Source organism: Hypericibacter terrae, assembly GCF_008728855.1.
Classification (GTDB): Bacteria; Pseudomonadota; Alphaproteobacteria; order Dongiales; family Dongiaceae; genus Hypericibacter; species Hypericibacter terrae.
Genome location: NZ_CP042906.1, coordinates 5,054,804 through 5,076,121, shown reverse-complemented (window position 1 = coordinate 5,076,121; position 21,318 = coordinate 5,054,804). Strand labels below are relative to the sequence as shown.

Here is a 21,318-nt window from a genome sequence, read left to right as displayed (position 1 = left end):
CTCAGCTACATTTCGAATAGCCGCAGGAGGTGCAGAGGTCGCAGCCTTCCTGGCGGATCAGCGAGGGCTGGCTGCATTTGGGGCAGCGCGGCAGCAGGCTGTGGCGCTCGGGGTCCGAGGCGCTCTGGGTGTTGCCGGCCGGCAGATTGACCACCTTGCGCTGGCTCTCCAGCGCCAGCCCCGGCGTCTGGTGGCCGGCGATGAAGCCGATCTCGATCATATGGCGCTCGATGACGTCGCCCAGCGCCGCCAGGAGCGAGGGCACATATTTGCCGTCCATCCAGCTGCCGCCGCGCGGATCGAACACGGCCTTGAGCTCCTCGACCACGAAGGAGACGTCGCCGCCGCGCCGGAACACGGCGCTGATCATGCGCGTCAGCGCCACGGTCCAGGCGTAATGCTCCATGTTCTTCGAGTTGATGAAGACCTCGAAGGGCCGGCGCCGGCCGTCCTGGATCACGTCGTTGATGGTGATGTAGAGCGCGTGATCGCTCTCGGGCCAGCGCAGCTTGTAGGTCTGGCCGGGCAGCGCCTCGGGACGGTCGAGCGGGCGCGTCATATAGACGACGCCGCCGGCCTCGAACGGATCCCTGGGCCTGGGCTGCGGCACCGTGAGCGGCAACTCGGCCTGCGCCTTGGTCTCGGCGGGCTTGGTCTCGAGCACCGCGCCGGTGATGTCGTTGGGCCGGTAGGTGGTGCAGCCCTTGCAGCCCAGCTCGTAGGCCTGGGCATAGACATCCTTGAAGGCGTCGAAGGAGAGATCGACCGGCACGTTGATCGTCTTCGAGATCGAGCTGTCGACGTATTTTTGCACCGCCGCCTGCATGATGACGTGATCGCCGGGCGTCAGCGTCTGGGCATCGACGAAGTAATCGGGCAGGGGCGCATGCTCGCCCTTCAGCCGCCGGAACAGCCGGTAGGCGTAATCGGTCACCTCTTCCTGCGAGCGCGTGCCGTCGGGCATCAGCACATTGCGGGTGTATTTGAAGCTGAAGACCGGCTCCAGCCCCGAGGACACATTGTTGGCGAAGAGCGAGATGGTGCCAGTCGGCGCGATCGAGGTCAGGAGCGAGTTGCGGATGCCATGCTGGGCGATCGCCTCCTGCACATCCGGGTCCAGCTCGCGCACGGTCTCGCCCGCGAGATAGGCGCCGGCATCATAGAGCGGGAAGGCGCCCTTCTCGGCGGCGAGCTCGGTCGAGGCCAGATAGGCCGCGCGCTGGATCGCCTTCATCCACTGCTCGGTCAGCGCCACCGCCGGACCCGAGCCATAGCGCGCGCGCACCATGATGAGCGCGTCGGCGAGACCGGTGACACCCAGCCCGATGCGCCGCTTGGCCTTGGCCTCCGCGGCCTGCTCCGGCAGGGGGAAGCGCGAGATATCGACGACATTGTCCATCGAGCGGACGGCGATGCGCACCAGCCGGTCGAGCTCCGCGAGATCGAGCGCGGCGTCGTCCTCGAAAGGCGATTTCACCAAAGCCGCCAGATTGATCGAGCCCAGCAGGCAGGCGCCATAGGGCGGCAGGGGCTGCTCGCCGCAAGGGTTGGTCGCGCTGATGGTCTCGGCGTAATAGAGGTTGTTGCGCCGGTTGATGCGGTCGATGAAGATCACGCCCGGCTCGGCATAGCCATAGGTCGCGCGCATGATCTTGTCCCACAGCTCGCGCGCCTGCAGCACCTTGTACGTCGTGCCGTTGAACTTCAGTTCCCAGGGCGCGTCCTGCTTGATCGCCGCCATGAAGGCGTCGGTCGCGAGCACCGAGAGATTGAACATGCGGAGCCGCCCGGGCTCGCGCTTGGCCTCGATGAAGGCCTCGATGTCGGGATGGTCGCAGCGCATCGTCGCCATCATCGCGCCGCGGCGGCTGCCGGCGCTCATGATGGTGCGGCACATCGCGTCCCACACATCCATGAAGGAGAGCGGGCCCGAGGCGTCGGCGCCGACACCCTTCACCGGCGCGCCGCGCGGGCGCAGCGTGGAGAAGTCGTAACCGATGCCGCCGCCCTGCTGCATGGTGAGGGCGGCCTCGCGCAGATGGGTGAAGATCCCGCCCATATCGTCGGGGATCGTGCCCATCACGAAGCAGTTGAAGAGCGTGACCGTGCGCTCGGTGCCGGCGCCCGCCAGGATGCGGCCCGCGGGCAGGAATTTGAAATCCTCCAGCGCCTGGTAGAACGCGTCCGCCCAGCGCTCGCGCTCCGGCTCGGGTGCGGCCAGCGCATCCGCCACGCGCCGCCAGCTGTCCTCGATCGTGCGGTCGAAGGGCCGCCCGTCGGACGTCTTGAAGCGGTATTTCATGTCCCAGATCTGCTGGGAGATGGCGGTCACTTGCGGCATCGCAAAGACTCTTTCTCAAACGAGGCGGCGGCAAAAGGGTCGCCAGTCTAGGAGCCTCGGAATAGCCAAATCAAACCCAATCTGTTCCGGAAATGTTTTCCCAGGGGGTTGTTGGCATCGTGGAAGAATTATAAAGCGATTTCAGTTATGTAGGAAGTATTAACCCAATTCACAAGGGACCTGGAAAGCATCCCGGGGAAAGCCTGAGCAAGCTTCGGGAATTCTGTGGATAAGTCGTGGGAAAAGCGGGCAGAAACGGCCCCGGGACGGCCTATTCCGCGGGTGCCGGCGGGGCTTCGAGCAGGCGCTGGCTGGCGCCCTCGATCCGGGTCTCGAGCTCTTTCATGAAGCGCCGGCGGTCGAGGCCGGCGGGAATCGGGTCGAGGAACTCGACCGTGATCCGGCCGGGCTTCTTGAGGAAGCTGCGCCGGCCCCAGAACACCCCCGAATTGAGCGCCACCGGCACCACCGGCCGGTCGAGCTTGTCATAGAGCGCGGCGATGCCGGGCTGATAGGGACGATGCTCGCCCGGCGCCGTGCGCGTGCCCTCGGGGAAGATCAGGAAGGGCCGGCCGCTCCTGGCGGCGCGCTCGGCGCCGCGGATCAACTGGCGCAGCGCCCTGGCGCCCGCCCCGCGATCGACGGCGAGCGCACCCGATCCCAGGAGATAGAGGCCGAAGATCGGGATCCAGATCAACTCGCGTTTCAACACATAGATCGGCCGGTCGAGGATCATCGCCAGGGCCAGCGTCTCCCAGCTCGACTGATGTTTGACCGCGAAGATCACCGGCTCGGCCGGCAGGCGCTCGCGGCCGAGGATGCGGTGATCGAGACCCGTCAACGACCGCAGCAGCCAGAGCGTGATCCCGACCCAGAGCCGGCAGAGCGCATAAACCGCGTCGGGGCCGAAAAGCAGCGTCGGCAGGCCGACGATCGCGAGCAGAGCCGTCAACAGATAAAACAGCAGGTTGAAGAGGAGCGCGCGCAAATGGGCCATCGCCGGGGGCCCGCTCCTAAGGCCTGACCGGTGCGAGGCCGGCATCGCCCGGCAGCACCAGCCCGCGCAACAGCGCCACCAGATATTTGTTGTATTCGCGCACCAGGAGATTGGTGGTGCCGGGCCAGCGCCACCAGCCTTCCTGGCGCACCTGGCGCGGGAAGACCGGATAGGGCAGTACCTGCACCCCCGGCATGGCGCGGTGGAACTCCAGCATGCTGCGCGGCATGTGATAGGCCGCGGTGATGAGGCGGATCGATTTGAATTTCTGCTGGCGCATCCAGTCGGCGGTCTCGACTGCATTGCCGCGCGTGTCCTCGGCACTGTAGCCGAGCGCGATGCAGCAGGCGATGGTCTCGGGCGAGAGCTTGGGAATCTCCGCGGGTTCGAGCGCGCCCAGGAGCGTCGCGAGATCGATGTCCTTGTTGACGCCGCTGATGAGGAGTTTCTTGGCATGGCCGTTGGCGAGCAGCTCGAGGCCCGCCTCCAGCCGCTCGCTGCCGCCGGTCAGCACCACCGCGGCGTCGGTCGCCGTGGTGTCGATGTCGCCGCTGCGGGGAATGCGCGTGACGAAGGCGATCAGACCGATCACCCAGACCAGGCCCAGCATCAGGAACAGCAGGGCCAGGCGGCGGACCCACCGCCGGCGGCGCTGCTCGGTCTCGTTGCGACGGGCCTGCCGCATCGAGGGTCTCACAGGCTGCGCCCGAGGAAATGCAGCACGGCGATGCGCGCCGTCAGCATGGCGACGAGGGCGGCCGCCACCGGCAGCGAAGCGATGATCGCCCAGTCGATCCAGCCGAGCCGCGCCAGCGGCACCAGCCCGCCGCCGAGCGTGGCGGCCAGCCAGCCGATCGCGGTGATAGTGGCGGCACCCGCCGCCAGCCCCAGCACGCCGCCGAGGAAGCCCTGCATCAGCGCATGGGTCTGGAACTGGCGGGCGATGTAACGGTCGGGTGCGCCCAGCAGATGCACCAGCTCGATCACCTCGCGATGGATGTCGAGCCCGGTCCGGGTCACGAACAGCACCGCAAGCGCAGCGGCGGCCGAGACGAAGCCCAGCACCAGCATCGCCAGCAGCCTGACCAGCCAGGAAAGGCGCTCGGCGCGCTCCATCCAGTCGCGATGATCGTCGAGCCGCGCCTCGGGTGCGGCCTCGGCCAGGCGCAGGGCCAGCGCCACGCTGTCGACGGTGGCGTCGCTGTTGAGTTCGACGGCGACCAGGTCGGGCAAGGGCAGGTCGGCCGCCGCGGCATCGGGCCCGAGCCAGGGGCCGATCAGCTCGGCCATCGCGTCGGGTCCCAGCACCTCGGCGTGCGCGATGCCGGGCGTGGCGGTGAGCACATCGAGCACGCGCTGCAGCCGCGCCTGGCGATCGGCGTCGGTCGCCTCCACCGGCTGGGGCAGCTCGATGGTGAGGGCGCCCGTGAGCTCGGCGCGCCAGCCGGAGACGAGCTCGCCCGCCGCCAGCACGCCGGCGAGGGTGAGGGCCGCCAGATAGACCATCGCGCCGACGATCCAGGGCAGGAAGCGGGAGGAGCCGTCCTTGCCCAGCGGCAGGTCGCTGCGCAGGATCGCGGCGGCCGACTTCAAGGCAGCGCCGCCGACAGGCGCGTGCGCGGCGCCAGTCGGCCTCCCTCGAGATGGAGCTGATGATGCGGGAAGCGGGCGACCAGGCTCTCGTTATGGGTCGCGATCAGCACCGTGGTGCCGAGCTTGTAGAGCTCCTCGAACAGATACATGAGCCGGAGCGCGATGCGGTCGTCGACATTGCCGGTCGGCTCGTCGGCCAGCAGCAGCGAGGGCCGGGCGATCACCGCGCGCGCGATCGCGACGCGCTGCTGCTGGCCGCCGGAGAGGGTCGGCGGCAGGGCCTCGAGCTTGTCGCCCAGTCCGACCCAGTCGAGCAGCTCGCCCACATGCTTCTTGATCTCGGCCTCGCGCACATTGGCGAGGCGCAGGGGCAGCGCCACATTGTCGAAGGCGGTCAGATGCTCGAGCAGCCGGAACTCCTGGAACACCACGCCGATGCGCCGGCGCATGGCCGGCAGGTCGCGCCGCTCGAGCCCGGCGACATCGCGGCCGAACAGGCTGAAACGGCCCTCGCTGGGCTTGAGCGCGAGGGACAACAGGCGCAGCAAGGTGGACTTGCCGGCGCCGCTGGGGCCGACCAGGAAATGCAGCGTCCCCGGCGCCAGCGCGAACGAGATGTCGCGCAGGATTTCGGGGCCGTCGCTGTAACGCACGGCCACTTGTTCGAGCAAAACCAACGGCGCTCGGTCCTCATCGGGTGCGAATGACGCGAGACCATGGCATGGGGTCCGGTGTTGCGTCCAGCCGAGCGGCCGGCCGGTCCCGATGCCGGTGCCACCATGCCGAGTCGCGTCGCGAGGGGTCCCCCGAGTCGCCGCGGATTCCCCGCCCGCCGGAACCGGGGAAGATCCGGTCGGGCTTCGCGGACCCCGCCGGCGATGACGGTGCCGCAGGGCTTTTCCGCATGCCGCATCAGGACTTTCCAAACTGGCGGCAAAAACCTATAAGGCAGGAGGGACGCAACCTCCGCCTTTCATGATCATCACCTGCCCCGCCTGCTCGACGCGCTATTCGATGGACCCGACGTCGCTCGGGCCCGAAGGCCGTCGCGTGCGTTGTGCCAAATGCAAGCATGTCTGGCAGCAGACGCCGCCCGACGACATGCCGAAGAGGGTGGATCTGGCGCCGGAACCGGCGCCCTCCCCCGCGCCGCCGCCGGCCGCCGCTCCCGCGGCCATGACAGCGGCGTCCGCCGGCCCAAGTTCGGGCGGTCCGAGCGCCTTGGGCGGTCCCTCCGAAGAGCGCGTCGCGATCCCGCCGCGGCCGCGGGCCGCCGCTCCGCGCCAGGGCATGAGCGCCGGGATCGGAATCTTGATTCTGCTGATCGTGATCATCGGCCTGGCCGCCGCGGCCGGTTACTTCTTCCAGAAACAGGTGGTCGCCTCCTGGCCCGACGCGCGCGAGATCTATGAGGCGCTCGGCATCGCCCAGCCCGTCCTCGGCAAGGATCTCGAGATCAGCAACATCACCTTCGTGAACCAGACCATCGACGGCCAGCCGGTGCTGGTGGTGCATGGCGAGATCTTCAACAAGGGTCAGGCGACGGTGACGATGCCGAACCTCCTGGCGACACTGCGCACGGAGAAGCGCCAATGGCTGTTCGACTGGATCTTCGCCATCGAGAAGACCAGCCTGGCGCCGGGCGAGACGGTCACCTTCACCACGACCGCGAAGAATCCGCCGAAGGATGCGAAGCTGCTCGAGGTGACCTTCACCGAGAAGCCGGTCGGCAGCTGATCTCGATTCGGTTGCCTTCCCGCACGCCCCCGATTCATTGACGACGCACGCCCCGCCGCTGTGATCGATTCCGGGCCGGTCTGCCCCGCGGTCTGCGGCAGCCGGTCGCATCCGCGCCGGCGGATTTGCAATCCTCATGGCCGATCAAAGCGATAAATCGAATCGTGCATGACCCCACGCGACCGGCGGCTTCGTTTCCTAAGATTGAGCATCCGTGAATCCTGCCTGCGGCCGATTCAGCTTTAACTCAATATTAAGTACGAAAGCGTCAGTCTCGGTGTCGCGCATTCATTCGCGTTTCGCTCTTGGGGTTCGGGTGATTCTCTTGAATCCACGTCACCCGGCGCCAGATTCAAGAGCGAGCCCGGACGACATGCCGGACCTTATTCAGGGCGACAACGGAACAAGCAGACGATGGCCCGTATTCTGGTGGCAGAAGACGATCCTTCGGTACGCGAGCTGGTCACGCGCGTGATCCAGGCCATGGGCCATCAGGTCCAGGCCGTCACGGACGGCGCCTTCGCGCTCGAGGCATTGCAGATGGAAGATTTCGACCTGCTGCTGACGGACATCGTCATGCCGCGGCTCGACGGCATCGCACTCGCTCTCAAGCTCGGTAAGTCGCGACCCAATCTGCCTATCCTGATGATGACCGGCTACGCCCATGAGCGTCAGCGCGCGCATGATCTCGACGTGCTGGTCCATCGCGTCCTGACCAAGCCCTTCACCGTCGATCAGTTCCGCACGGCCGTCCGAGACGTCCTCACCGGCAGCGTGACGCAGCCGCAGGCCGCCGGCTGGGCGTAAGCGCGGCGCGCGCTATCTCTCATCGGCGCGGACATCAGCTCAAACTGTCATCCCCGCGAAAGCGGGGACCCATCTTTCAACTCATGGCGCTGGATCGAGTTGGGCCCCCGCTTTCGCGGGGGTGACGATAGTGTTGACCCCCGCGCGCTCTGAAACATCATCGCTGCGGGGTCTCTCCCCCTCACCCTACTGAAGACAGGAGGGGGGAGGAAAGAGTTAGAGCGAGCTCTCAGAACCGATCCAGCAGCCGCTGCAGATAATCGCGCTCCACCTTGGGGCGGAACTGCTCCGACGAACGGCGGCGCAGCTCGTCGAGGATCTGGCGCGCGCGCTGGAGGTCGGCGGCTTCGGGCAGCTTGACGTCGCCGGTGTCGATCATGCCGGTACCTTCCTGCTGGCGCTGGCCGGGATCGGGCTGCTGGCTCAGCAGCTGATCGCGGGGGGCCGCACCCGGCCGGCTGCCGAAACGCTCGGCCAGCGCCTTCAGCATCTGCTGCTGGCTTTCCATGAGCTGGTTCATCGCCTCGGCCTGGGCCTGGTTCGCCGCACCGGGATCGCCATTGTCGAGCGCGCCCACCGCGTCCTTCATCGCGCGCTCGGCCTTGCCGAGCGATCCGGGGATGTTGCCGGTCATGTCACCGAAGCTGCGCATCACCTCGCCGAGACCCTGGCGCAAGGCTTCCTGATCGTTGGCCGCACCCTGCATCTCCTGCGGCGAGCCGCCCTGCTCGACGCGCTGCTGGTCGCGGAAGCTGCGATCGAGCAGCTCCTGCTGCTTCTGCGTCAGGCCCTGCAGCTTCTGCATCATCTGCAGGGCTTCGTTCTCGCCCTCCTGCGGCTGGCCCGCGAACGGATCGGCCTGGAGGTTCTCCAGCATCTCGCGCAGCTTCGAGAGCATGTTGCGCGCCGCATCCTTGGCCCCGGCCTCGGCCATCTGCTGCGCCTGATCGAGCATGCGCTCCAGATCGTCGCGGCCGAGCGACATCTTGTCGGGATCGACCGGCTGCATGTTCTTGCCCTCGGCCAGGTCGCGCTTCATCTTCTCCATGAGCGCGTCGAGGAACTGGTTCATCGCCTGGCGCAGCTCCTCGACCAGCTTCGCCAGCTCCTCGTCGCTGGCGCCCTGATCGAGCGCGCGCTGCAGCGCGTCCTGCGCGTCGCGCAGGCGCTGCATCGCGACCGCGCTCTCGCCTTCCTCGATCCGCAGCGCCGTGTCCCACAAGAGCTGCAGCAGGTCGGGCAGGGCTCTGTCGAGATTGCGGTCGTAGCGCAACCGCGCCGAGACGCTGGAGAGCGCCAGCATCACCACCACGTCGTTGTTATAGGCCTCGGTGTCCGAGCCGAGCTTGTCGAAGGCATAGACCAGGGCCCTGCGCTTGTCGGGCTGGAGCGCCAGGATCTTGCGCAGCGCGATGATGGCGCGCGCCACCGGATGATGGAACGGCCGCTCCGGCAGCGTGATGTTGCGGGTCTCGCTATGGCCGACCTGGTCGGTCGCGTCGCGCGCGGCGAGCGTCAGCATCACCGGGCTGCCGGCCAGCGGGTTGGCGGTCAGGTCGTGATAGCTCTCGGCCCGCGTCTGGCGCAGGCCGCTGCCCGGCACCGGCAGGTCGAGCTCGATCGGCGCGGCGCTGGCGGCATCGCCCAGCGGCGTGATCTTCGCCGTCACATGCTCGACGCCGTAATCGTCGCTCGCGGTGTAGCTGAGCTTGAGCACGCCGCGCTCGGTCTGGGCGGGGTCCGCGGTGAAGGCGACCGTCGGCGGCTTGTCGGGGATGATGGCGATCGGCCATTGCGCCAGCTCGCGATTGCCGAGCTTGAGCACCAGCCGGTCGCCGGTGACCAGATGGCCGTCCTCCAGCCGCCAGCTCTTCTGGGCCAGGGGCTCGAGCGTGCGCGTCTCCTCGCCCAGCGCCAGGCTCGGCTGCTGCGGGCTGTTCTCGACCTGGGCCAGCACCACGCTGTTCTCGGCGATCGCGAGCGGCTTGGGCGCGCCAGCGTTGTCGGTCGCGGTCGTGCCGCCGCCGGTCGCCGGCGCGCCGGCATTCTCGGCCGGCATCGGCGTCGAGGAGGAGAGCAGGATCGGCGCCAGGCCGGTATAAGCGGGCGGCGTGATCCAGATGTCATAGCTGGGCGGTGCGGCCGGGGGACCGGCCGTCAGCCCCGGGATCAGGGCCTGCTTGATGCGGGCCAGGCTGTCGGGGCCGGCCGCGACCAGCCCGATCACCAGGAACAGGCCGAGCGCCGCCCGCAGGCCCCAGGGATCGCGCGCGGCGAGCCCGGGGCGCGGCAGCTTGAGCCGCAGCCGGCCGATCGCCGCCAGCAGCCGGGTGCGGTGCAGGGACCAGAGTGCCTCGGCCTCGGGATGGCCCAGGCCGGCCGCGAGCGGCTCGACCAGCAGGGTCAAAGGGCGATGGGGAAGGTCGCTGTCGAGCTCGAGCCGGCGGCGCGCCTCGGCGTCGCTGGGCGCCGGGAAGCGCCGCAAGCCGCGCCACAGGGCCAAGCCGATGGCGCCGGCGAAGGCCGCCAGCAACAGGGCATGGAGCCAGGGTGGCAGGCGGGTCGGAAGGTCGAGCAGAGCGAGAACGAGGAACAGGCCGGCGATGCCGACCGCGGGCCAGATCGCCGGCCAGAGCCGCTCCCAGAAGAGGCCGAGCCGCGCCAGCAGCAGCCAGGGCCCGAGCCGCGCCCGGAGCCGCCGCTCGATCGCCTTCGTTGCCATCGGGGTCGAGCCAACCTGCTCGGCCATTGCCGCCGTCTCCTTGGCATCGTCGGAAGGGCCCGGCATTCCGCGGGAGGCTGGCCCCTTCAGGAGGGATCCCGGCCCAGCCCCTGAGGCTCCAAGGCTGGTGGCCCTTTGAGGCTATTCCGCGGCGCCGCGTGCGCCCTTCGCCTGGCCGGGCCGACCGGAACCGGCTCCGAGCCAGTCCGGGATTTGGTCGCGCGCCAGAAGAGATTGATAGTCGGGCCGCGCCCGCACGATGTCAAAGGCGTGGCCATGGACCAGGATCTCGGGCGCAGCCAGGCGGCTGTTGTAGCCCGACGCCATGACCGCGCTGTAGGCGCCGGCCTGGCAGATCGCGACCAGATCGCCGTCCTGGAGAGGGGGCAGCGGGCGCTGTTCGGCGAAGCGGTCGCCGCTCTCGCAGATCGGCCCCACCACGTCGAAGCGCTTCACCGGCGCGTCGGAGGCGGCCTCCTTCACCGGCAGGATCGCGTGATAGGCGTCATAGAGCGCCGGGCGGATCAGGTCGTTCATGGCGGCGTCGATGATGACGAAGTCGCGGCTGGCGCCGGGCTTCACGAACAGCACCCGCGACACCAGAATGCCGGCATTGCCCACCAGCCAGCGGCCCGGCTCGAAGGCGAGCTCGGTCTTGAGCGATCCCACCGTCTCGCGCACCACGCGCACATAATCCGCGATCGCGGGCGGCGTCTCGCCGCGATAGGCGATGCCAATCCCGCCGCCGAGATCGAGCCGGTCGACGGTGAGCCCGACCCCCCGCAGCTCGGCCGTGATTTCGGCCACGCGCCGGAAGGCGGCGCGATAGGGCTCGAGGTCGGTCAGCTGCGAGCCGATATGGAGGGCCAGCCCGCGCACATCGATGCCGGCGAGCCCTGAGGCTTCCTGGTAGGCCGCCTGCACATGGCCGAGCTCGATGCCGAACTTGTTCTCGGCCTTGCCGGTCGAGATCTTGGCATGGGTCCGGGCATCGACGTCGGGGTTGATACGCAGGGCGACGATGGCCTTGCGCCCGAGCCCGCGCGCGACCTGGTCCAGCAGGCGCAGCTCCGGCAGCGATTCGACATTGATCTGGCGGATGCCGGTCTCGAGCGCGAACTTCATCTCGGCCGCGGTCTTGCCGACGCCGGAGAAGATGATCTTCTGCGCCGGCACGCCCGCCGCCAGCGCCTGTCGCAGCTCGCCCTCGGAGACCACGTCGGCCCCCGCACCGCGCTGCGCGAAGGTCGCGATCACCGCGAGATTGGAATTGGCCTTGAGGGCGTAGCAGATCATCGACGGCAATCCGGCGACGGCGGCGGAGAACTCGTCATAGGCGCTGGCGAGTGCGGCATGCGAATAGCAGAAGAAGGGCGTGCCGACCTCGGCCGCGAGGCGCGAGAGCGGCAGGGCCTCGGCGTGGAGCTCGCCCTGGCGATAGGCAAAGACGCTCATGGCTCGTTGGGGCTCGGATATTGGCGGGGATATTGATCGGTCTGGCCGGGCGGCAGGCCCGGCGGGCCCTTCTTGCCGCAGGCGGCCAGCGGCAGGGCCAGCGCCATCAGCAGCGCCAGCAGCAGGGCCAGGCGAACGCGGCTCATAGATAGCGCTCCCGCGCGCGCGCGATCGCCTGGCGCACCGTCTCGGGTGCCGTGCCGCCGAAGCTGGTGCGGCTCGCGACCGAACTCTCGACACTCAGCACGTTCTGCAGCTCGGCCGTGATGCGCGGCTCGACGCTCTGAAGCGCCGACAGAGGCAGGTCCCACAAGGCGGCCCCCTTCTCGTCGGCCAGGCGCACGATGCGCCCGGTGATCTCATGCGCCTCGCGGAAGGGCAGGCCCAGCATGCGCACCAGCCCGTCCGCGAGATCGGTCGCGGTGAGGTGGCCGTTCCTGGTGGCGCGGGCCATGGCGGCGGCATCGGGTGTCATGTCGCGCACCATGCCGGTCATCGCGGCCACGCACAAGGCGAGGCTGTCGGTCGCCTCGAAGGTCGGCTCCTTGTCCTCCTGCATGTCCTTGCCATAGGTGAGCGGCAGGCCCTTCATCATGATGAGGAGCGCTTGGAGCGCGCCGATGATGCGGCCCGTCTTGCCGCGCACCAGTTCGGCCGCGTCGGGATTGCGCTTCTGCGGCATGATCGAGCTGCCGGTGGAGAAGGCGTCGGACAGCCGCACGAAGCGGAATCCGTCCGAGGTCCAGAGCACGATCTCCTCGGCGAGGCGCGAGAGATGGACCGCCAGGATCGAACCCGCCGCCAGATATTCCAACGCGTAATCGCGGTCGGAGACGGCATCGAGCGAGTTCGCCATCGGCCGGTCGAAGCCCAGCGCCTTCGAGGTCTGGTCGCGATCGATCGGGAAGGAGGTGCCGGCGAGCGCCGCCGCGCCCAATGGATTTTCGTTCATGCGCCGGCGGCAATCGACCAGGCGCCCGCGGTCGCGCTGGATCATCTCGACATAGGCCATCAGATGATGGCCGAAGGTCACGGGCTGGGCCGGCTGCAGATGGGTATAGCCCGGCATGATCGTGCCGGCATGAGGCTCGGCCAGATCGAGCAGCGCCGCCGTCAGGTCCTTGAGCTCGACTTCCAGCCCCTCGACCGCGCGGCGCACCCAGAGGCGGAAATCGAGGGCCACCTGGTCGTTGCGCGAGCGCGCGGTATGGAGCCGGCCCGCAGGGGCGCCGATGATCTCCTTGAGCCGCGCCTCGACATTCATGTGAATGTCCTCGAGCGCGCGCGAGAAGACGAAGGTCCCCGCCTCGATTTCGCGGTGAATTTGCCGCAACCCGCGCTCGATCGCGGCGCCGTCTTCTTGACGGATGATGCCCTGGCGGACCAGCATAGCGGCATGGGCCAGCGAGCCCTCGATGTCCTCGGCATAGAGCCGGCGATCGAAATCGATGGACGCGTTGATGCGCTCCATGATCTCGGCCGGGCCGCCGGCAAAGCGGCCGCCCCACATCGTATTGGAGCCGCTTCTCGCGGCGGGGCTGTCCGCCCCGCTTTTCTTGCTGGTGCCGCTGGACGCGGCCGGATTGTCGCGGTTGGATTTCACAGTCATCGGAGCTGAAGCGTGGAGATGATCGATCGAGAGCGGCGCCGGCTGCTGACCGGAACGGCGGGCGGCCTCATCCTGCTGGGGACCGCGCTCGGGCTGCCGGGCGCCGCCGCGGGCGGGAATGCGGGCCCGCCGCTCGGCGGTTCGCTTTCGGACTTTACCCTGATCGATCCGCCCCGGCCAGTGCCGCAGGCGAGCTTCCTCGACGCCAACCAGCAGCCGGTGACGATGGAGCAGTTCAAGGGCCGCGTGGTGCTGCTCAATTTCTGGGCCACCTGGTGCGGCCCCTGCCGCGAGGAGATGCCGTCGATCGACCGGCTTCAGGCCCAGCTCGGCGGCGCCGACTTCACCGTGCTGGCACTCTCGCTCGACGAGGGCGGGATCACGCCGGTGCGTCACTTCTACCAGCAGCTCGGCATCCAGCATCTCGACATCTATCTGGATCAGCCCAACGCCCTGCCCATGGCGCTTAAGGTGCCGGCCCTGCCGACGACGCTCGTCATCGACCGCGCCGGACAGATCGTGGGAACGATGGTCGGCCCCGCCGTCTGGGACAGTCCGGAGTCGCTGGCGCTGATGCACTATTTCCTGGAAAAGGACGCCCCCGCGGGGCAGCCGGCGGGCTCGACCACCAGCGCGACGTGAGGGCCGCGAAAGGCGACGACGCGCATACCGCCTAAACCCCTCCCCCCTTGAGGGGGAGGTTAGGGTGGGGGGTAGCCGCAAACGCCGCTCCCGACATGTCCGTGAAAGACGCCCGACGCCTCCGTAAAGACGCGACCGATGCCGAGCGGAAGCTCTGGTCAGCGCTGAGCGGCCAGCAGCTCGATGGCTTCAAATTTCGCCGGCAAGTTCCCATCGGTGACTTTATCGCCGACTTCGCCTGCCTGTCGGCGCGGCTGATCGTCGAGGTCGATGGCGGGCAGCATGACGCGGAGCGGGAGAAAGACGCGGCGCGGACGGCTTGGCTCAACTCGCGCGGCTATCGTGTCATTCGATTCTGGAACAACGACGTGTTGGCCAATCTGGAGGGGGTCGTCCGGACGATTCTCACCGCGCTTCACGATCACCCCCCACCCTGACCTCCCCCTCAAGGGGGGAGGGGCTAAGAAAGGAATGAGGTGACGAGTGGTGGCCGCTCACCGCGTCGGGATCGGCTTCTCGCCGCTATAGTCGTAGAAGCCGCGGCCGGCCTTCTTGCCGATCCAGCCGGCTTCGACATATTTCACCAGCAGCGGGCAGGGGCGGTATTTGCTGTCGGCGAGGCCGTCATAGAGCACCTGCATGACCGCGAGGCAGGTGTCGAGGCCGATGAAGTCGGCGAGCTCGAGCGGGCCCATGGGATGGTTGGCGCCGAGCTTCATGGCGGTGTCGATCGCCTCGACGGTGCCGACACCCTCATAGAGCGTATAGACCGCCTCGTTGATCATCGGCAGCAGGATGCGGTTGACGATGAAGGCGGGAAAGTCCTCGGCCGGCGCCGCGGTCTTGTGGAGCTTCTCGGTCAGTTCCTTGATCGAACGATAGGTGTCCTCGTCGGTGGCGAGCCCGCGGATCAGCTCGACCAGCTGCATCAGCGGCACCGGGTTCATGAAATGCATGCCCATGAACTTGGCCGGCCGGTCGGTCACCGCGGCGAGCCGCGTAATCGAGATCGAGGAGGTGTTGCTGGCGATGATCGCGTCGGCCTTGAGAACCGGGCAGAGCGCCTTGAGAATCTGGACCTTGACCTCTTCCTTCTCGGTTGCGGCCTCGATCACCAGATCGCAGTCGCCGAAATGATCCATCCCGATGAAAGGATGGATCCGCGCCAGCGCCGCCTTCTTGTCGGCCTCGCTGATCCGGATATCCTCGCGCTTCGAGTGGACCTGGCGATCGAGATTCTTGTCGATCGACTTCATGGCCTTCTCGAGCTGTACCGGATCGATGTCGGACAGCACGACCTCGAAGCGGTTGAGCGCGCAGACATGGGCGATGCCATTGCCCATCTGCCCGGCGCCGATCACGCCGATCTTCTGAATCATCGTTGAGTCATCCTTCATCCGGCGCCGGCATCCTGGGCGGCCCCGGACGGGCCGCGCCGCCGGCGCGGTTGCTTACTTGCTGAGTTCTGCCGTCAGCTCCGGCACGGCCGTGAAGAGGTCCGCCACCAGGCCGTAATCCGCGACCTGGAAGATCGGCGCGTCCTCGTCCTTGTTGATGGCGACGATGACCTTGCTGTCCTTCATGCCGGCGAGATGCTGGATCGCGCCCGAAATGCCGACAGCGATATAGAGTTCCGGCGCCACGATCTTGCCGGTCTGGCCGACCTGGTAGTCGTTGGGCACATAACCGGCGTCGACGGCGGCGCGGCTGGCGCCGACGGCGGCGTTGAGCTTGTCGGCGAGCGCCTCGAGCAGCTTGAAATTGTCGCCCGACTGCATGCCGCGACCGCCCGAGACGATCACGCGCGCCGAGGTGAGCTCGGGGCGCTCGGACTTGGAGAGCTCGGAGCCGACGAAGGTGGAGAGGCCGGCATCGCCGGCCGAGGCGACGGTCTCGACCGCGGCGCTGCCGCCGCTGGCCGGGGCCGCGTCGAAGCCGGTGGCCCGCACGGTGATAACCTTGATCTTGTCGGTGGCCTGGACCGTCGCCAGCGCGTTGCCGGCATAGATCGGCCGCACGAAGGTGTCGGGCGATTCGACCGAGATGATCTCGGAGACCTGCGCCACGTCGAGCAGGGCCGCCACGCGCGGCATGATGTTCTTGCCGACGCTGGTGGCGGTCGCCAGCAGATGGCTGTAGTTCGGCGCCAGGCCGACGATCAGCTTGGCGACGTTCTCGGCCAGCATGGCGGCATAGACCGCATCGTCGGCCAGCAGCACCTTGCCGACGCCGGCGATCTTCGCCGCGGCGTCCGCCGCCGCCTTCGCATTCTGACCCGCGATCAGAACATGGATGTCGCCGCCGATCTTCTGCGCGGCGGTGATGGCATGGAGCGAACCGTCGCGCACGGCGCCGTCGTGATGCTCTGCCAGAACCAGAATCGTCATTGTCCTGTCCCCCGCCTCAGATGACCTTGGCCTCGTTGCGCAGCTTGTCGACCAGCTCCGCAACGGACTTCACCTTGGCGCCGGATTTTCTCTTGGCCGGCTCGACCACCTTGAGGACCTTCAGGCGGGGCGAGGGATCGACGCCCAGCGCGTCGGGCGTCAGCGCCTCGATCGGCTTCTTCTTCGCCTTCATGATGTTGGGCAGCGAGGCGTAGCGCGGCTCGTTGAGCCGCAGGTCGGTCGTGACGATCGTCGGCAGATTGACGATCTCGGTCTCGAGGCCGCCATCGACCTCGCGCTTCACGCGCAGCTTGTCGCCTTCGATCGTCAGCTTCGAGGCGAAGGTGCCCTGCGGCCAGCCCAAGAGGCCCGCCAGCATCTGGCCGGTCTGGTTGGAATCGTCGTCGATCGCCTGTTTGCCGAGGATCACGATCCGCGGCTGCTCCTTCTCGATCACGGCCTTGAGCAGCTTGGCGACGGCCAGCGGCTGCAGCTCGACATCGGTCTGCACATGGATGCCGCGGTCGGCGCCCATGGCGAGCGCGGTGCGGATCGTCTCCTGGGAGCTCGCCGGACCGCAGGCCACGGCCACCACCTCGGTCGCCGTGCCGGCTTCCTTCATGCGCACCGCCTCTTCGACGGCGATCTCGCAGAAGGGGTTCATGGCCATCTTCACATTGGCCGTTTCGACACCGGTACCGTCGGCTTTCACCCGCACCTTCACATTGGCGTCGATCACGCGTTTGACCGCGACCAGTACCTTCATCTCTGGATCTGGCTCCGAATTTGTCTGTTGAAAAAGGCCGGCCGCGGCGCCCCCGAGCTGCCCCGCGAGGGCCGACCCCGCTTTATTTCGCAGCGCACAATAAGGACAGGGTATGAGCCTGTCAACGCGCCCGCCCGCAACTTTCTGTCGCTTTCGGGCGCGTCAAAACGGCTCGCCGGGCTCGCTTTTTCAGACCTTTTCCGGGGGGCCGGACTAGCGGTTGGCGCCCGGGACCCAGAGCCGGTCGGCCCGGCCTTTGCGGTTGAGCCAGCGGGCCAGCACGAAGAGATGGTCGGAGAGCCGGTTGATATAACGCACCGCCTCGGGATTGACGGCTTCGGTCTCGGCCAGCGCCGTGATGACCCGCTCGGCCCGCCGTACCACGGTGCGGGCCAGATGGAGATAGGCGGAAGCGGCGCTTCCGCCCGGGAGGATGAAGGAGTTGAGCGGGGCCAGATGGGAGTTCATGGCGTCGATCTCGCGCTCGAGCCGCAGGGTCTGGGCCGCGTCGACGCGCAACGCACCGGCGCCGCTCTTGCCTTTCCCGGCGCGCTTTTCCTCCGGCACGCAGAGATCGGCGCCCAGGTCGAACAGGTCGTTCTGGATCCGCGCCAGCATCTGGTCGGTCTTGCCCTTGGTGTGGAGCCGCGCCAGCCCGATCGTGGCGTTGGCCTCGTCGACCGTGCCATAGGCCGTGACGCGCCGGTCATGCTTGGGCACGCGGGCGCCCGAGCCCAGCGAGGTCTCGCCCTTGTCGCCGCCCTTGGTGTAGATGCGCGTGAGTTTGACCATCGTCCCCCGGCGTCAATCCCGCATTGCCATCATCAGGGCGAAGAAGATCAGGATCGCCAGACCCTGCATCATCACCCGCAGGCGCATGAGCTTGTTGCCGTGGCGCTTGTTGAACTCGCCGCCGCGCGCCATGGCGAACAGCCCGACGAACAGCACCGCCAGCGTGCCGAACATCGCGATCAGGAGAAGGACGAAGAGAAATCCGCGCATGGGCGGAATATAGGGTGTGATCGAATGGAGAGCGAGGGGCAACGAAGGCCCCTCCCCCTACCCCCTGATTCTGTCTGATCGCTTCGCTCTACTTTCAAGCTTCAATCGAGTTTGCGGCCGGCCCTCCCCCTACCCCCTCCCGCTCGCCGGCTTCGCCGTCGGGGAAGGGGGTGAAGGAAACAGAATAGATCTCACCCCCTTCCCTTGCGGGAGGGGGTAGGGGGAGGGGTTCTGCTCGATCTGCGCAGAATTAGCTGTGCTTCCGCTGCTTCAAGAAATGCTTCAGCAGAATGATCCGGTCGTTGCCCCAGAACATCTGGCCCTCGACGACGAAGCTCGGCACGCCGAAGACGCCGGCCTGGCGCGCGGCTTCGATCGTGTCGCTGTGGAGCCTGTCGGTCGCGGGCGCATCGATGCCGGCGGCGATGCGCGCGCCGTCGAGGCCGGCCTCGTCGGCGATGTGGACGATCGCGGCGTCGTCCGCGGGAACGGCACCGCGCACCATGATCGCGTCATAGAGCGCTGTCACGAAGGCGGGGCAGCATCCCGCGACCGCCGCCGACACGGCGGCGCGATTGATGCGGGTCCAGTCGCCCTGGCTCCAATCCGGCGTGACGATCTTGACGCCGTAGAACGATGCCCACCGGCCGGTGTCGATGTCGCGATAGTCATGCTCATACTGGCCGGAGACGCGCAGGCCGTTGCTGAAGGGCGTGGCGCCGCGCGCCGCGAGCAGGGCCGCCAGCCCCAGCGGATGCCAGCGGAACTCGGCGCCGAACTCGCGCTCGATCAGCGGGATCTGCGTCGCCGCCAGGTAGGAATAGCGGCTGTCGATGGAGAAGTAGAAATCGATGGGGATGGGCATCGCGAACCTGCCTGAGCCGGGGCGATCCCGGGCGGCCCGATTCCTACCCTGGCCCGTTATCGACGGCAATCGACGCGATCGGGGCAGCGCCGCTCCTGCGGCGAGGGGCTTGCGCCGTCGGTGATTTATGATAGTTTATTGATACAATTATACAACCTTTAGGAGTATCAGACGATGAACAGGATTTCGATGGCCTTGCTGATGGCGCTTGGCGTTCTGGCGGCCATGCCGGCCCAGGCCGGCATGCTCGGACGCTTCGAGGTGGTGGAGGATCGGGCGCGCGCTGCGGACGCAAACGCCAAGACGAGGGACAGCATCCTCTGGAGCCTCGATACCACCAGCGGCGCGGTGTCGGCCTGCACGGCGACGAAAGCCGCTTGCAAGACCGAGGCCGACATGTGGGTTAAGGGCGAGGAAGGCAAGCAGCGCTACCGCATCGCCTCGCACGACATCGACGGCGATCCGCAATTGGCCGAGCTCTGGGTGATCGATACGACCACGGGCACGATCCAGCGCTGTCAGTCGGACCTGGCGGCCGAGCCGGCGTTGGTCTGTGCCAAGTCGCGGTGAGAGGCGGGGCGCCGATTGGGTGTTCGTCGCGCGGGCCTGCCTCAGTTCCGTCCGCTGAGCAGCCCGCGCGCGATCACCTGGGCCTGGATCTCGGCCGCACCCTCGAAGATGTTGAGGATGCGCGCGTCGCAGAGCACGCGGCTGATCGCATATTCCTGCGCATAGCCGTTGCCGCCATGGATTTGCAGCGCGTTGTCGGCATTGCCCCAGGCGACGCGCGCGGCCAGGAGCTTCGCCATGCCGGCCTCGATGTCGCAGCGCCGGTCGCTGTCCTTCTGGCGCGCGGCATACCAGGTGAGCTGGCGCGCGAACATGGTCTCGACCGCCATCCAGGCGAGCTTGGTGGCAACGCGCGGGAATTCGAGGATCGGCTTGCCGAACTGTATGCGGTTCCTGGCGTAGTCGAGCCCGAGCTCCATCGCCCCTTGCGCCACGCCGACCGCGCGTGCTGCGGTCTGGACGCGGGCGGATTCGAAGGTCGCCATGAGCTGCTTGAAGCCCTGGCCCTCGACGCCGCCGAGCAGGTTCTCGGCCTTGACCGCGAAGCCGTCGAAGGCGAGCTCATATTCCTTCATGCCGCGATAGCCCAGCACCGGAATCTCGCCGCCGGTCATGCCGTCGGCGGGGAAGGGCTTGAGCTCGCTGCCGCGCGGCTTCTCGGCCAGGAACATCGAGAGCCCGCGCCAGTCGGCGCTGTTGGGATCGGTGCGCGCCAGCAGCGTCATCAGGTCCGAGCGCGAGGCGTGGGTGATCCAGGTCTTGTTGCCGGTGACGAGATAGCGATCGGTACCGTCGGGCCCCTTGGCCTTGACCGCGCGCGTCTTGAGCGCGCCCAGATCGGAGCCGGTGTTGGGCTCGGTGAAGACGGCGGTGGGCAGGATCTCGCCCGAGGCCAGCTTGGGGAGCCATTTCCGCTTCTGCGCCTCGGTGCCGCCGAGACGGATCAGCTCGGCCGCGATCTCGGAGCGGGTGCCGAGCGAGCCCAGCCCGATATAGCCGCGGCTGAGCTCCTCGGTCACGATGCACATGGCGAGCTTGCCCAGGCCCGAGCCGCCGAATTCCTCGGGGATCGTCAGGCCGAACACGCCGAGCTTCGCCAGCTCCTCGACCACGGTCAGCGGAATCAGCTCGTCCTCGAGATGCCAGCGATGCGCGTCCTCGCGATGATCCTCGGCCACGCGCCGGAACTGCTCGCGCGTCATGGCGAGGATCTCGTCATCGAGCGCGGGGTCGCCGAAATCCTCGTCGGCGATGAGTTCGGCGAGGCGCTCGCGTAAAGCCGACCTGTTGGCGCGGATCAGGCTGTCGACGGCGAACTCGGATGCCAGCGCCGTCGCCGCGTCGGGCAATCCCAGATCCTGCGGCCGCACCATCTCGCCCTGCGAGATCGCGATGCCGCCCGCCATCTGCGCCAGATATTCGCCGAAGCCGATCTGCAGGATCAGCGCCTCGCGCTCGCCCAGCCGGTCGCTCGCCTCGAGCCGTTCGGCCCAGCCCAGCGCCTGGCGCAGCGCCTCGGCATAGGTCGCATACCAGGCGAAGCCATGAGCCGCATATTGCGCGCGGTCGAGGGCCGCCCCGTCGACGCGGCCTTCCGGGGCCAGCTCGGTGGCGAGCGCTGCGCGCGCCTCCTCCACCAGACGCTCGGCCGGCGCCAGTGCCAGCCGGCAGGTTTCGGTGAGATCGGGAAGGAGCAAGGGAGGGACTCCGTCGAGGGAAATTCGGTGTTGCCCCGCGTCGATCTCGTCGCCCCGACCCCCGCTGTCATCCCCGCGAAAGCGGGGACCCATCATTCAGCAGCGTAGATCTTGGCAGGCATGGGCCC

General features: G+C 67.8%; 21 protein-coding genes. 5 read left to right on the top strand and 16 right to left on the bottom strand.

Going from position 1 to position 21,318, the window contains the following annotated elements; all coding sequences use genetic code 11:
- Window position 1: 1 nt before the first annotated feature.
- The 5 genes from FRZ44_RS23200 to ftsE form a co-directional block, all read right to left on the bottom strand.
- Window positions 2-2,341 carry an adenosylcobalamin-dependent ribonucleoside-diphosphate reductase gene (locus FRZ44_RS23200; protein WP_151179409.1) on the bottom strand — a complete coding sequence of 780 codons (2,340 nt, stop codon included), beginning with the start codon at window positions 2,339-2,341 and terminating at the stop codon, window positions 2-4.
- Between the two features lie 271 nt (window positions 2,342-2,612).
- On the bottom strand, window positions 2,613-3,338 hold the full coding sequence (locus tag FRZ44_RS23195; RefSeq protein WP_151179408.1) for a lysophospholipid acyltransferase family protein: 726 nt from the start codon (window positions 3,336-3,338) through the stop codon (window positions 2,613-2,615).
- Window positions 3,339-3,354: 16 nt separating this feature from the next.
- The gene (locus FRZ44_RS23190) at window positions 3,355-4,023 is read right to left on the bottom strand and encodes a YdcF family protein (protein WP_151179407.1); all 669 of its coding nucleotides are present in this window, start codon (window positions 4,021-4,023) and stop codon (window positions 3,355-3,357) included.
- 8 nt (window positions 4,024-4,031) lie between these two features.
- Window positions 4,032-4,931, bottom strand: a complete 900-nt coding sequence (locus tag FRZ44_RS23185; RefSeq protein WP_151179406.1) for a cell division protein FtsX — start codon at window positions 4,929-4,931, stop codon at window positions 4,032-4,034.
- Complete coding sequence (gene ftsE / locus FRZ44_RS23180) at window positions 4,928-5,608, bottom strand: cell division ATP-binding protein FtsE (RefSeq protein WP_151179405.1); 681 nt, start codon at window positions 5,606-5,608, stop codon at window positions 4,928-4,930. The genes FRZ44_RS23185 and ftsE overlap by 4 nt, the downstream gene beginning before the upstream one ends.
- A gap of 298 nt (window positions 5,609-5,906) precedes the next feature.
- Between ftsE and FRZ44_RS23175 the strand changes: the two genes are divergently transcribed.
- Entirely contained in the window at window positions 5,907-6,668 is a 762-nt protein-coding gene (locus tag FRZ44_RS23175; protein ID WP_151179404.1) for a DUF3426 domain-containing protein, read from the top strand.
- A 414-nt stretch (window positions 6,669-7,082) separates the two neighbouring features.
- Window positions 7,083-7,475, top strand: a complete 393-nt coding sequence (locus FRZ44_RS23170; RefSeq protein WP_151179403.1) for a response regulator — start codon at window positions 7,083-7,085, stop codon at window positions 7,473-7,475.
- A 229-nt stretch (window positions 7,476-7,704) separates the two neighbouring features.
- Here the strand turns inward: FRZ44_RS23170 and FRZ44_RS23165 are convergent, their stop codons facing one another.
- The 4 genes from FRZ44_RS23165 to argH all read right to left on the bottom strand — a co-directional run bounded on the left by FRZ44_RS23165 (window position 7,705) and on the right by argH (window position 13,261).
- Window positions 7,705-10,224 carry a TIGR02302 family protein gene (locus FRZ44_RS23165; RefSeq protein WP_191908260.1) on the bottom strand — a complete coding sequence of 840 codons (2,520 nt, stop codon included), beginning with the start codon at window positions 10,222-10,224 and terminating at the stop codon, window positions 7,705-7,707.
- Between the two features lie 114 nt (window positions 10,225-10,338).
- The gene (gene lysA / locus FRZ44_RS23160; protein ID WP_151179401.1) at window positions 10,339-11,652 is read right to left on the bottom strand and encodes a diaminopimelate decarboxylase; all 1,314 of its coding nucleotides are present in this window, start codon (window positions 11,650-11,652) and stop codon (window positions 10,339-10,341) included.
- Window positions 11,649-11,798, bottom strand: a complete 150-nt coding sequence (locus tag FRZ44_RS27150; protein WP_191908259.1) for a hypothetical protein — start codon at window positions 11,796-11,798, stop codon at window positions 11,649-11,651. Before FRZ44_RS27150 ends, lysA begins: the two co-directional genes overlap by 4 nt.
- Window positions 11,795-13,261, bottom strand: a complete 1,467-nt coding sequence (argH, locus tag FRZ44_RS23155) for an argininosuccinate lyase (RefSeq protein WP_407658020.1) — start codon at window positions 13,259-13,261, stop codon at window positions 11,795-11,797. The genes FRZ44_RS27150 and argH overlap by 4 nt, the downstream gene beginning before the upstream one ends.
- 18 nt (window positions 13,262-13,279) lie before the next feature.
- Here argH and FRZ44_RS23150 point away from each other — a divergent pair, with 18 nt between their 5' ends.
- Window positions 13,280-13,903 (top strand): TlpA family protein disulfide reductase, encoded by a 624-nt coding sequence (locus FRZ44_RS23150; protein ID WP_151180432.1) that lies wholly within the window; start codon window positions 13,280-13,282, stop codon window positions 13,901-13,903.
- Window positions 13,904-13,998: 95 nt separating this feature from the next.
- Window positions 13,999-14,340, top strand: coding sequence for an endonuclease domain-containing protein (locus FRZ44_RS23145; RefSeq protein WP_151179400.1), 342 nt, complete (start codon window positions 13,999-14,001; stop codon window positions 14,338-14,340).
- 57 nt (window positions 14,341-14,397) lie between these two features.
- On the opposite strand, the gene FRZ44_RS23140 is transcribed toward FRZ44_RS23145, so the two are convergent.
- The 6 genes from FRZ44_RS23140 to FRZ44_RS23115 form a co-directional block, all read right to left on the bottom strand.
- A complete protein-coding gene (locus tag FRZ44_RS23140) occupies window positions 14,398-15,282 on the bottom strand; it encodes a 3-hydroxybutyryl-CoA dehydrogenase (protein WP_151179399.1) in 885 nt (294 codons plus the stop codon).
- Window positions 15,283-15,354: 72 nt separating this feature from the next.
- On the bottom strand, window positions 15,355-16,290 hold the full coding sequence (locus tag FRZ44_RS23135; protein WP_151179398.1) for an electron transfer flavoprotein subunit alpha/FixB family protein: 936 nt from the start codon (window positions 16,288-16,290) through the stop codon (window positions 15,355-15,357).
- Window positions 16,291-16,306: 16 nt separating this feature from the next.
- A complete protein-coding gene (locus FRZ44_RS23130) occupies window positions 16,307-17,056 on the bottom strand; it encodes an electron transfer flavoprotein subunit beta/FixA family protein (protein WP_151179397.1) in 750 nt (249 codons plus the stop codon).
- A gap of 213 nt (window positions 17,057-17,269) precedes the next feature.
- The gene (locus FRZ44_RS23125; RefSeq protein ID WP_151179396.1) at window positions 17,270-17,848 is read right to left on the bottom strand and encodes a cob(I)yrinic acid a,c-diamide adenosyltransferase; all 579 of its coding nucleotides are present in this window, start codon (window positions 17,846-17,848) and stop codon (window positions 17,270-17,272) included.
- A gap of 12 nt (window positions 17,849-17,860) precedes the next feature.
- Window positions 17,861-18,100 carry a twin transmembrane helix small protein gene (locus FRZ44_RS23120; protein ID WP_225308411.1) on the bottom strand — a complete coding sequence of 80 codons (240 nt, stop codon included), beginning with the start codon at window positions 18,098-18,100 and terminating at the stop codon, window positions 17,861-17,863.
- A gap of 208 nt (window positions 18,101-18,308) precedes the next feature.
- A complete protein-coding gene (locus FRZ44_RS23115) occupies window positions 18,309-18,923 on the bottom strand; it encodes a 2-hydroxychromene-2-carboxylate isomerase (protein WP_151179395.1) in 615 nt (204 codons plus the stop codon).
- Window positions 18,924-19,097: 174 nt separating this feature from the next.
- Here FRZ44_RS23115 and FRZ44_RS23110 point away from each other — a divergent pair, with 174 nt between their 5' ends.
- Window positions 19,098-19,493 (top strand): hypothetical protein, encoded by a 396-nt coding sequence (locus tag FRZ44_RS23110; RefSeq protein WP_151179394.1) that lies wholly within the window; start codon window positions 19,098-19,100, stop codon window positions 19,491-19,493.
- 41 nt (window positions 19,494-19,534) lie between these two features.
- Here the strand turns inward: FRZ44_RS23110 and FRZ44_RS23105 are convergent, their stop codons facing one another.
- Window positions 19,535-21,190, bottom strand: coding sequence for an acyl-CoA dehydrogenase family protein (locus tag FRZ44_RS23105; RefSeq protein ID WP_225308410.1), 1,656 nt, complete (start codon window positions 21,188-21,190; stop codon window positions 19,535-19,537).
- Between the last annotated feature and the right edge of the window lie 128 nt (window positions 21,191-21,318).

What these genes read in the sequence shown, in the direction of transcription:
- FRZ44_RS23190 (WP_151179407.1), bottom strand. Translation starts at nt 4,023, where the DNA reads ATGCGGCAGGCCCGTCGCAACGAGACCGAGCAGCGCCGCCGGCGGTGG.
- FRZ44_RS23110 (WP_151179394.1), top strand. Translation starts at nt 19,098, where the DNA reads ATGAACAGGATTTCGATGGCCTTGCTGATGGCGCTTGGCGTTCTGGCG.
- FRZ44_RS23150 (WP_151180432.1), top strand. Translation starts at nt 13,280, where the DNA reads ATGATCGATCGAGAGCGGCGCCGGCTGCTGACCGGAACGGCGGGCGGC.
- FRZ44_RS23135 (WP_151179398.1), bottom strand. Translation starts at nt 16,290, where the DNA reads ATGACGATTCTGGTTCTGGCAGAGCATCACGACGGCGCCGTGCGCGAC.
- FRZ44_RS23195 (WP_151179408.1), bottom strand. Translation starts at nt 3,338, where the DNA reads ATGGCCCATTTGCGCGCGCTCCTCTTCAACCTGCTGTTTTATCTGTTG.
- lysA (WP_151179401.1), bottom strand. Translation starts at nt 11,652, where the DNA reads ATGAGCGTCTTTGCCTATCGCCAGGGCGAGCTCCACGCCGAGGCCCTG.
- FRZ44_RS23125 (WP_151179396.1), bottom strand. Translation starts at nt 17,848, where the DNA reads ATGGTCAAACTCACGCGCATCTACACCAAGGGCGGCGACAAGGGCGAG.
- FRZ44_RS27150 (WP_191908259.1), bottom strand. Translation starts at nt 11,798, where the DNA reads ATGAGCCGCGTTCGCCTGGCCCTGCTGCTGGCGCTGCTGATGGCGCTG.
- FRZ44_RS23165 (WP_191908260.1), bottom strand. Translation starts at nt 10,224, where the DNA reads ATGGCCGAGCAGGTTGGCTCGACCCCGATGGCAACGAAGGCGATCGAG.
- FRZ44_RS23140 (WP_151179399.1), bottom strand. Translation starts at nt 15,282, where the DNA reads ATGATTCAGAAGATCGGCGTGATCGGCGCCGGGCAGATGGGCAATGGC.
- FRZ44_RS23145 (WP_151179400.1), top strand. Translation starts at nt 13,999, where the DNA reads ATGTCCGTGAAAGACGCCCGACGCCTCCGTAAAGACGCGACCGATGCC.
- FRZ44_RS23170 (WP_151179403.1), top strand. Translation starts at nt 7,083, where the DNA reads ATGGCCCGTATTCTGGTGGCAGAAGACGATCCTTCGGTACGCGAGCTG.
- FRZ44_RS23175 (WP_151179404.1), top strand. Translation starts at nt 5,907, where the DNA reads ATGATCATCACCTGCCCCGCCTGCTCGACGCGCTATTCGATGGACCCG.
- FRZ44_RS23200 (WP_151179409.1), bottom strand. Translation starts at nt 2,341, where the DNA reads ATGCCGCAAGTGACCGCCATCTCCCAGCAGATCTGGGACATGAAATAC.
- argH (WP_407658020.1), bottom strand. Translation starts at nt 13,261, where the DNA reads ATGACTGTGAAATCCAACCGCGACAATCCGGCCGCGTCCAGCGGCACC.
- FRZ44_RS23130 (WP_151179397.1), bottom strand. Translation starts at nt 17,056, where the DNA reads ATGAAGGTACTGGTCGCGGTCAAACGCGTGATCGACGCCAATGTGAAG.
- FRZ44_RS23115 (WP_151179395.1), bottom strand. Translation starts at nt 18,923, where the DNA reads ATGCCCATCCCCATCGATTTCTACTTCTCCATCGACAGCCGCTATTCC.